We start from the raw sequence: 9,164 nt of genomic DNA, 5'->3' as shown, positions 1-9,164 counted from the left end.
CATCTGACCCCGTGCCTCGCGAAGCGAAGCGAGCGAGAGGGGTCGGATGCGCCGACTCGGCGTGTGTCGGTTCGGGACGAATGCGCCGACTCGGCGTGTTTTCAGACGTACGCAGCGCAAGAATGGACAACGTGACCGCAGTGATCCCACCCACCCGCCAGCGCACCGCGCTGGCGCTTCGGCGCGCGACCGGCAGACTGGCGACAGCCGCGACGTCGCGGATGGATGACGCGATGCCGTGGTTCAAGGATCTCTCCGCGAAGAACCGCTCCCTCGTCGGCATGATCGTCCAGGCGGGCATCAAGGAGTTCGTGAGCTGGTACGCCGGCGGCGCCTCTGCCGACACAGCCAAGCCCGACCTGGCCGCGTCGATGTTCGGTGTCGCACCGCGCGCGCTGACCGGCCTCATCACCCTCCAGCAGACCGTCGACCTGGTGCGTCTCTCGATCGAGGTCGTCGAGGCCAACATCGACGACCTTCTCGGCCCCGAGGACGCCGCCGATGTCCACGAGGCGATCGGCCGCTACGCCCGTGAGGTCGCCTTCGCCACCGCGGAGGTGTACGCCAAGGCCGCCGAGCAGCGCGGCGCCTGGGATGCCCGGCTCGAGGCGCTCGTCGTCGACGCAGTCCTGCGCGCCGAGACCGACGAGGTCGTCCTCTCCCGCGCGAGCGCACTCGGCTGGGACGCCGACCTACAGCTGTGCGCGGTGCTGGGCCACGCGCCCGAGGGCATCGGCCTCGACGCCGCCATGGAGGAGGTGCGGCGTCGTGCCCGCGCCCACGACCTGCACACCCTGTGCGCGGTCCAGGGCGACCGGCTCGTCGCGCTGCTCGGAGGCATCGAGGATCCCTTGACGGCCGCCGGTCGCATCGCCGACCTCTTCGCCGACGGTCCGGTCGTGGTCGGTCCGGTGGCGACCGGGCTCGCGACGGCCGCTGAGTCCGCCCGGGCCGCTCTCTCGGCCTACCGAGCCGCGCCCGGCTGGCCCGATGCACCCCGCCCGGCGAAGAGCCAGTCGTTCCTACCCGAGCGCGCACTGGCCGGCGACGTCTGGGCACACCGCTACCTGATCGAGCATCTCTACCGGCCGTTGGTGGAGGCGCGCAGCACGTTGATCGAGACCCTCGCTGCGTACTTCTCCGCCGGAGGCGGCCTCGAGGCGACCGGTCGGACTCTGTTCGTGCACCCCAACACCGTGCGCTACCGCCTGAAGCAGGTCGCGGAGCTCACCGGGTTCACGCCGACCGACTCCCGGGACGCCCTGGCCCTCCAGGTCGCCCTCATCCTCGGCAGGCAACAGGACCCTCGACCCTAGTGCAGACAACTTTTGTAGGACCTCTACAAGATTGCCTTGTACATATTCGTCGCCGCAGAGGGTGCTTCAGGGGCCCTCATGACGGCACTATCGTTCCGTGCTCGTCATTGTCGCCCCAGGACAAGGTGCTCAGACACCAGGATTCCTCACCCCGTGGTTGGAGGACCCCGCTTTCGCCGCTCGTATGGAGTGGCTATCAACCGTCGCAGGCATCGACCTGATCGACTACGGCACGAATGCCGACGCCGAGACGATCCGTGCCACCGAGATCGCCCAGCCGCTGCTGGTCGCCACCGGTCTGGTCGCGGCCCTCGAGCTGTTCCCACAGCCGGCGGACGCCTTCTCGAAGATCGGTGCCGTCGCCGGCCACAGCGTCGGTGAGATCACCGCCGCAGCGGGCGCCCGCGCGATCAGCGCCGAGCAGGCGATGGTGCTCGTCCGCGAGCGCGGCAAGGCCATGGCCGAGGCCGCCGCGAAGACGCCGACCGGCATGACCGCGGTCCTCGGTGGCGTACGCGAGGAGGTGCTCGCCGCGCTCGAGAAGCACGGCCTCACCCCCGCCAACGACAACGGTCCCGGACAGATCGTCGCCGCCGGCACGCTCGAGCAGCTCGAGGCCTTCGCCGCGGACCCGCCGGCCAAGGCGAGACTGATGCCGCTCAGCGTCGCCGGCGCATTCCACACCGAGCACATGGAGCCCGCGGTCGGCCACCTCGCCCGGCTGGCCCAGAGCGTCTCGACCCACGACCCGCGTACGCGCCTGATCAGCAACAAGGACGGTCAGATCGTCCACGACGGCGCCAAGGCACTGGGCCGGATCGTCGGTCAGATCGCCAACCCGGTGCGCTGGGACCTGTGCCTCGAGACCATGTCGGACATCGGTGTCACGGGCATCTTGGAGATGCCCCCGGCCGGCACGCTCACCGGAATCGCCAAGCGCGCCCTGAAGGGCGTCGAGACCTTCGCGCTGAAGACGCCCGACCAGCTCGACGACGCCCGTGCGTTCGTCGAGAAGCACGGCGAGGCCAACCCGATCGAGACCACCCCGACCTGGCGCATGGTCGTCTCCCCGTCCAAGGGCACCTTCAAGCTCTCCGAGACAGTGTCCGGGATCGACGTGATTCCGGCCGGCGCCGAGATCGGCGCCATCGCCAGCCTCCGCGACACGATCGCGATCACCTCCGCCCACGGCGGCGAGGTCATCGAGTGGCTCGTCGAGGACGGCGACCTCGTTTCCCCCGGTCAGCCGCTGCTGCGCCTGCACCCGACAGGAGTCCAGCACTCGTGATCTCAGCCCCGACAGGTTCCCCGCACGCCCGCATTCTCGGCGTAGGCGGCTATCGCCCGCGGCGGGTGGTCCCCAACAGCGAGATCGTCGACCTCATCGACTCCTCCGACGAGTGGATCCGCACCCGGTCCGGCATCGTCGAGCGGCGCAGGGCGGGCGAGGACGAGACCGTCCAGATGATGTCCGTCGCCGCCTCGCGCAAGGCCCTCGACCATGCCGGCATCGGCATCGACCAGATCGACTGTGTCGTCGTCGCCACCGTCAGCCACCTGCGCCAGACCCCGGCCGTCGCCGCCCTGATCGCGGACGAGCTCGGGGCCGACCACCCGGCCGCCTTCGACATCTCGGCGGCCTGCGCCGGCTTCTGCCACGGCATCGCGATGGCCAACGACATGGTCCGCGGCGGTAGCGCCCAGAATGTGCTCGTCATCGGGGTCGAGCGGCTCCTCGACATCACCGACCCGCACGACCGTGGCACCGCCTTCATCTTCGCCGACGGCGCCGGCGCGGCCGTCGTCGGTCCGAGCGACGAGCCGGGCATCGGCCCAGTCGTGTGGGGCTCCGACGGCGACAAGGCCGACATGATCCAGACCCCCGACTGGTTCGACGCGATCGAGGCCAAGGAGACCCCGTGGCTGACGATGGACGGCAACCCGGTCTTCCGCTGGGCCGCGTTCGCGATGGCCAAGGTCGGCCAGGAAGCGCTCGAGAAGGCCGGGATCACCGCCGACCAGCTCGACTGCTTCGTACCGCACCAGGCCAACATGCGCATCGTCGACGCCCTGGCCCGCTCCATGAAGCTGCCGGGGTCGGTCAAGATCGCCCGCGACATCGCCACGATGGGCAATACCTCGGCCGCCTCAGTCCCGCTCGCCCTGGAGCGGATGATCGAGGAAGGGCAGGCGAAGTCCGGCGAGATCGCACTGCTGATCGCCTTCGGCGCCGGGCTGGTGTACGCAGCCCAGGTCGTCGTCGTCCCCTAGTCCTGTATCACTTGTCCAAGAGTTTCATCACCAAAGAAATCCGAGAGGAAGCAACACACATGGCCACCACCGAAGAGATCCGCTCCGACCTCGCCGAGATCGTCAATGAGGTCGCCGGCATCGATGTCGCCGACGTCCAGCTCGACAAGTCCTTCGTCGACGACCTCGACGTCGACTCGCTGTCCATGGTCGAGGTCGTTGTCGCCGCCGAGGAGAAGTTCGGCGTATCCATCCCCGACGAAGAGGTCAAGAACCTCAAGACCGTCGGCGACGCTGTGAGCTTCATCGAGAAGGCCTCCGCGAACGCCTGACGTGCCCCGGCGGCTCGGCCAACCCTCCCAGGCCGAGCCGCCGGATCTGCACCATCTGATCCCCCGGACCCGACCTAGCACCGACCCACCCCACACGGAGACCCCATGAGCAGCCGCACCCGAGTCGTCGTCACCGGACTGGGCACCACCAACCCGGTCGGCGGAGACGTACCCACCACCTGGGATGCCCTGATCGCCGGCCGCTCCGGCGTACGCGAGCTCACCGAGGAGTGGGCCGAGACCCTGCCCGTACGCATCGCCGGCCGTATCGCCGTCGAGCCGTCCGAGGTTCTGGAGAGGGTCAAGGCCAGGCGCCTGGACCGCTCCGCTCAGTTCACCGTCATCGCCGCGGCCGAGGCCTGGAAGGATGCCGGTTTCGAGGGCACCGCCGACGACAACGGACTCGATGGCGAGCGCCTGGGCGTGTCCGTCGGCACCGGCATCGGTGGCGTGACCACCCTGCTGGACAACTACGACACCTTGATGGCCAAGGGACCGCGGCGGGTCAGCCCGCTGGCCGTCCCGATGCTGATGGCCAACGCGTCAGCAGCCAACATCTCACTGACCTACGGCGCCCGCGCCGCGGCCCAGACCCCGATCTCGGCCTGCGCGTCCGGCTCCGAGGCGATCGCGCAGGCAGCCGACCAGATCCGGCTCGGCCGCGCGGACGTCGTCCTCGCGGGCGGAACCGAGGCCGCGATCCACCCGCTGCCGATGGCCGCCTTCGCCAACATGATGGCTCTGTCCAAGACCGCCTCCGGCGCCGAAGGCGGCGACCCGACCGCGGTCAGCCGTCCCTGGGACACCGGCCGCGACGGCTTCGTTCTCGGGGAGGGCGGGAGCGTGCTCGTGCTCGAGAAGCTCGAGCACGCCCAGGCACGCGGCGCTCGCATCTACGCCGAGATCCTCGGCGCCGGCGTGACCGCCGACGCCCACGACATCGCCCAGCCCGACCCGGAGGGCCGCGGTGGCAGCCGCGCCATCAAGCGCGCGCTCGAGGACGGTGACATCGACCCTGCCTCGATCGTGCACGTCAACGCCCACGCGACCTCGACGCCGCAGGGCGACATCGCCGAGGGCCTGATGCTCCACTCCACGCTCGGCAAGCACGCCTCCGACGTCATCGTCACCTCGACCAAGTCAATGACCGGCCACCTTCTCGGCGGCGCCGGAGCCCTCGAGGCGGTCGCGACCATCCTGGCGATCCAGCACCGCCAGTCGCCTCCGACCATCAACCTCGACAACCTCGACCCCGCGGTCGACCTCGACATCGCCACCAAGCCACGCGACCTGCCGGTCGGCGACATCGCGGCCCTGAACAACTCCTTCGGATTCGGCGGCGCGAATGTCGCTGTCGTCTTCGGGAGCATCTGATGACCCTCACCGCGACGCCCGCGCCCGCCCCCGCGAAGAAGCACAAGCTGCCTCGCGACCAGGACCCACGCAACCCGGTGACCCGCCTCAAGGCGCTCTTCGACGAGGACACCGTCACGCTGATCTCCCCCGACGACGACTCGGGCATGCTGGCCGCCGTCGGCGAGGTGGACGGCACCCGGGCGGTTGCCTTCTGCTCGGATGCCACCGTCATGGGCGGCGCGATGGGTGACCTCGGCTGCCGGGTGGTCGTCGACGCCTACCACCGCGCCATGACCGATGGCATCCCGATCATCGGCCTGTGGCACTCCGGCGGCGCCCGGCTGGCCGAGGGCGTGCTCTCCCTGCACGCGGTCGGCCGCATCTTCCACGCGATGACCCAGGCCAGCGGCAAGATCCCGCAGATCTCGGTCGTCCTCGGACCGGCGGCCGGCGGTGCCGCCTACGGCCCCGCGCTCACCGACGTCGTCATCCTCGGCCCCGAGGGCCGCATCTTCGTCACCGGCCCCGACGTCGTACGCTCCGTGACCGGTGAGGACGTCGACATGCTGCGCCTCGGCGGGCCCGAGCCGCACGGTCGCCGCTCCGGCGTCGTGCACATCCTCACCGAGTCCGAGCGCGAGGCGCTCGACAAGGCCCGCACCGTCGCCTCGCTCCTCGGTTCTCAGGGCGGCCTCGACGTCACCGCGGTGGAGGACAGGGACCTCGCCGAGCAGCTGCCGGAGTCGAAGAAGCGCGCCTACGACGTACACCCCCTGGTCGAGAGCATCCTCGACGAAGGCACCCCCCAGGAGCTGCACGCGCGCTGGGCGCCCAACATCGTCACGGCCCTGGGTCGCTTCGGTGGCCGCACCGTCGGCGTCGTCGCCAACAACCCGCTGCGTCTCGGCGGCTGCCTCGACTCCCTCTCCGCGGAGAAGGCCTCCAGGTTCGTACGCCTCTGCGACGCCCTCGGCGTCCCGCTTATCGTCGTCGTCGACGTCCCTGGCTACCTCCCGGGCGTCGGCCAGGAGTGGGACGGGGTCGTACGTCGCGGAGCCAAGCTGCTGCACGCCTTCGGCGAGTGCGTCGTCCCTCGGGTCACCCTGGTGACCCGGAAGACGTACGGCGGGGCCTACATCGCGATGAACGCCCGCTCGCTCGGCGCGACCAAGGTCTTCGCCTGGCCGGGCGCGGAGGTCGCTGTCATGGGCCCGGTCGCGGCCATCCGCATCCTGCACCGCCGCAAGCTCGCCGAGGTCGCTCCCGACCTCCGTCCGCAGGTCGAGGCGGAGCTCGCCGCCGAGCACGAGCGCCTCGCCGGTGGCGTCGACAAGGCCGTGGAGATCGGTGTCGTCGATGAGGTGATCGAGCCCTCGGCCACCCGCGGTGCGATCGCGGCCGCCTTCGAGGAGTCGATCCAGACCGTTGGCGTCCGCCGCGGCGCGCACGGCACCATCCCCCTGTAACCCGAACCTCGCCGAGTCGGCGCGTCCTGACCAAAAGCCACGCCGAGTCGGCGCGTCGTGACGCGCCGACTCGGCGTTTCGTCGCCGTGCTCTGCGGCTGACGGGAGTCGCTCAGACGACCTGGTGCATCCAGCGCACCGGCGCACCCTCACCCGCGTGACGGAAAGTCTCGAGCTCGTCGTCCCACGGCTTGCCGACGAGCTTGTCCACCTCGAGCTCGAGGGTGGTGTCGCCGAGGGCAGCCTTCACGACTGCCGCCTTGAGCCGGTCCTCGGGGATCATGGTGTCGCCGTGCAGGCCGGTCACCGCGTGGAAGACGCCGAGATCGGGGGTGAAGGAGTAGCGCGCACCCTCCGAGGCCGGGGTCCCGTCCTCGGTGACCTCGAAGCGCAGGTGGGTCCACCCCTTCAGCGCCGACGTGATCGCAGCAGCGGACCCGATCGCAGCCGTCCAGAAGAACTCGGCTCGGTAGGTGCCGGCCTGAGCGGGCTGCGCCGTCCAGTCGAAGCTCACCGGAACACCCAGAACCCCCGCGACGGCCCATTCGATGTGGGGGCAGAGAGCGGAGGGGGCGGAGTGCACGAACACAACGCCTCGGGCGTTACCACGCGAGGCGCTCGGGTCCTTGATCTGAGTGGTCACCGGATATCTCCTTCGTTGCGGCGCGAGCTACGCCTTCCCCAGCGGGCTCGATCATGCGTGAAGGAAACTCTTCGGTTGATCACATTGATGTAGTTGGCCGTGTGTAATTCTGAGGCCCATTCTTACCTACCAGGCCCAAGATCTCCAGTATCCGCGCAAAACCTGACAGTGGCGACCGACACTCGCGTCGGTCGCCACTGGTCAGGCGTTCTGAAGGACCTCAGTCCCTCTCGACCGTCTTCTCGAGGGTCTCTGCCCGCGCCGCGGCGTCGGTGAGCTCCTCGGAGTCGATGGCGTAGGTGCGGTGGAACCACGTCAGCGCGTCCTTGTCCCGACCCGCCTCCAGGAGGGTGTCGGCGTAGGCGTAGCGCAGCCGCACAACCCAGGCCTCACGGCTCTTGTTGTTGAGGGGCGCCAGCTCGAGGATCCGCAGCGCCGCGTCATGCTGACCCAGGTCACGGCGCGCGCCGGCCTCGACGATCGTCATCTCGGCCTTCGCCGGCGCATCGAAGTTCACCACCGACGGGCTGTGTGCGAGCTTGATCGCCTGCTCGGGCTGGCCCAGGGCACGGTGGCAGTCCGCCATGATCGGCAGGTAGGCGGTCGCCCCGTTCATCCGCTTCGCGGCGCGCAGCTCGGCGAGCGCCTCGGAGTAGTGGCCGGCAGCGTACGCCGCCTCGCCGAGCGCCTCACGAATCACAGCGATCCGCTGGGTACGCGACTTGGCCGCCTTCGCGTGCTGGTAGGCGAGCTCCGGGTCGGAGTCGATGTACAGGTCCGCAGCCACCAGGTGGCGAGCGATCCGCGCCGCGAGCTTCTCGGGCAGACCACGCAGCTGGGACGAGATCGCCCGGTCCAGCTCCTTGCCGCTGACCTCTTCGGGCAGCACCGGGCCGTCGTACGCCCGCTGGTCGGCCGAGCGCTCCTCGCGGGGCTCGTCGAAGCGGCGCTGCTGCGGCTTGCCACCCCGGTCCTTCGAGTAACCACCCTTGCGGTCGCTGCCGCCGCGCTTCGGGCCGTCGGACCGACCACCCGCGCGGGGGCCACCGCGTCCGGTCGACGGCTTGCCGTCACGGCCGGTGGACGGCTTGTCGCCGCGGCGCTGGTCGCCGCTGCGTCCACCATCACTGCGTCCACCGTCGCCGCGCTGCTCGCCTCCGCGGCCGCCGCCGTCACGACGGTCGCTGCTGCGGCCCGATCCCGGTCGACCACCACGCCCGCCGGCCGATGAGCCCGAGCTCTTGGGACGCCCGGAGCGTCCGGCGGGGTTGCCGCCTCTGTTGCCACGGCGCTCGTCAGCCATAGCCGCCATCCTCACTGCTGCTTGCGCAACCGACTTCGAACGATCCTAAGATCATAATGTCTGTAAATGCAGTAGAGGCCGCCCCAACGGGGCGGCCTCTACCTGAAATTTTGTCCGGCGGCGTCCTACTCTCCCACAGCCTCTCGGTTGCAGTACCATCGGCGCTGAAGGGCTTGACTTCCGGGTTCGGGATGGGACCGGGTATTTCCCCTTCGCTATGGCCGCCGTAACTCTATCGACTCACCCCCGCACACTCGCCGGCGCTATTGCTGCCAGGCAGAGCTGCTTGGGGTGGCCAAGCCATTGTTTAGTTCTAACATCTTGTTGATGTTGGTTCGTGGACGCGAACAGTCTTATCGAAGTGGTCTTCGATTTGTTGTTTTTGTTGAGGGTTTATGAAAGATAAGCCCTCGGCCTATTAGTACCGGTCGGCTGGGCATTTCTGCTGTACACCTCCGGCCTATCAACCCCATAGTCTGTAGGGGGCCTTAACCCATAA

General features: G+C 69.2%; 8 protein-coding genes and 2 rRNA genes. 6 read left to right on the top strand and 4 right to left on the bottom strand.

Annotated features, from left to right (window positions below; all coding sequences use genetic code 11):
- Positions 1-122: 122 nt before the first annotated feature.
- The 6 genes from ACRDPS_RS19070 (at position 123) to ACRDPS_RS19045 (ending at position 6,720) form a co-directional block, all read left to right on the top strand.
- Complete coding sequence (locus tag ACRDPS_RS19070) at positions 123-1,316, top strand: PucR family transcriptional regulator (protein WP_431503235.1); 1,194 nt, start codon at positions 123-125, stop codon at positions 1,314-1,316.
- A gap of 97 nt (positions 1,317-1,413) precedes the next feature.
- Entirely contained in the window at positions 1,414-2,604 is a 1,191-nt protein-coding gene (locus ACRDPS_RS19065) for an acyltransferase domain-containing protein (protein WP_431503234.1), read from the top strand.
- A complete protein-coding gene (locus ACRDPS_RS19060; RefSeq protein WP_431503233.1) occupies positions 2,601-3,587 on the top strand; it encodes a beta-ketoacyl-ACP synthase III in 987 nt (328 codons plus the stop codon). The genes ACRDPS_RS19065 and ACRDPS_RS19060 overlap by 4 nt, the downstream gene beginning before the upstream one ends.
- 59 nt (positions 3,588-3,646) lie before the next feature.
- Positions 3,647-3,898: an acyl carrier protein gene (locus ACRDPS_RS19055; protein WP_008364250.1), complete on the top strand. Its 252-nt coding sequence runs from the start codon at positions 3,647-3,649 to the stop codon at positions 3,896-3,898.
- Positions 3,899-4,003: 105 nt separating this feature from the next.
- Positions 4,004-5,272: a beta-ketoacyl-[acyl-carrier-protein] synthase family protein gene (locus ACRDPS_RS19050; RefSeq protein ID WP_431503232.1), complete on the top strand. Its 1,269-nt coding sequence runs from the start codon at positions 4,004-4,006 to the stop codon at positions 5,270-5,272.
- On the top strand, positions 5,272-6,720 hold the full coding sequence (locus ACRDPS_RS19045; protein WP_431503231.1) for an acyl-CoA carboxylase subunit beta: 1,449 nt from the start codon (positions 5,272-5,274) through the stop codon (positions 6,718-6,720). Before ACRDPS_RS19050 ends, ACRDPS_RS19045 begins: the two co-directional genes overlap by 1 nt.
- A gap of 111 nt (positions 6,721-6,831) precedes the next feature.
- Here ACRDPS_RS19045 and ACRDPS_RS19040 read toward each other — a convergent pair whose 3' ends face one another.
- The 4 genes from ACRDPS_RS19040 to ACRDPS_RS19025 all read right to left on the bottom strand — a co-directional run.
- The gene (locus ACRDPS_RS19040) at positions 6,832-7,362 is read right to left on the bottom strand and encodes a DUF3145 domain-containing protein (RefSeq protein WP_431503230.1); all 531 of its coding nucleotides are present in this window, start codon (positions 7,360-7,362) and stop codon (positions 6,832-6,834) included.
- A 220-nt stretch (positions 7,363-7,582) separates the two neighbouring features.
- Positions 7,583-8,665, bottom strand: a complete 1,083-nt coding sequence (locus tag ACRDPS_RS19035; RefSeq protein ID WP_431503229.1) for a tetratricopeptide repeat protein — start codon at positions 8,663-8,665, stop codon at positions 7,583-7,585.
- 112 nt (positions 8,666-8,777) lie between these two features.
- Positions 8,778-8,894: ribosomal RNA gene (rrf, locus tag ACRDPS_RS19030) — 5S ribosomal RNA — on the bottom strand.
- A 169-nt stretch (positions 8,895-9,063) separates the two neighbouring features.
- Positions 9,064-9,164: ribosomal RNA gene (locus ACRDPS_RS19025) — 23S ribosomal RNA — on the bottom strand; the annotation flags it as partial.

This window comes from Nocardioides sp., from assembly GCF_050699375.1.
GTDB lineage: Bacteria > Actinomycetota > Actinomycetes > Propionibacteriales > Nocardioidaceae > Nocardioides.
This window is presented reverse-complemented; position numbering and strand designations above follow the sequence as displayed.

Bases quoted from the DNA above. Each gene is read 5' to 3' on its own strand.
- ACRDPS_RS19035 (WP_431503229.1), bottom strand. From the start codon at position 8,665: ATGGCTGACGAGCGCCGTGGCAACAGAGGCGGCAACCCCGCCGGACGC.
- ACRDPS_RS19050 (WP_431503232.1), top strand. From the start codon at position 4,004: ATGAGCAGCCGCACCCGAGTCGTCGTCACCGGACTGGGCACCACCAAC.
- ACRDPS_RS19070 (WP_431503235.1), top strand. From the start codon at position 123: ATGGACAACGTGACCGCAGTGATCCCACCCACCCGCCAGCGCACCGCG.
- ACRDPS_RS19045 (WP_431503231.1), top strand. From the start codon at position 5,272: ATGACCCTCACCGCGACGCCCGCGCCCGCCCCCGCGAAGAAGCACAAG.
- ACRDPS_RS19055 (WP_008364250.1), top strand. From the start codon at position 3,647: ATGGCCACCACCGAAGAGATCCGCTCCGACCTCGCCGAGATCGTCAAT.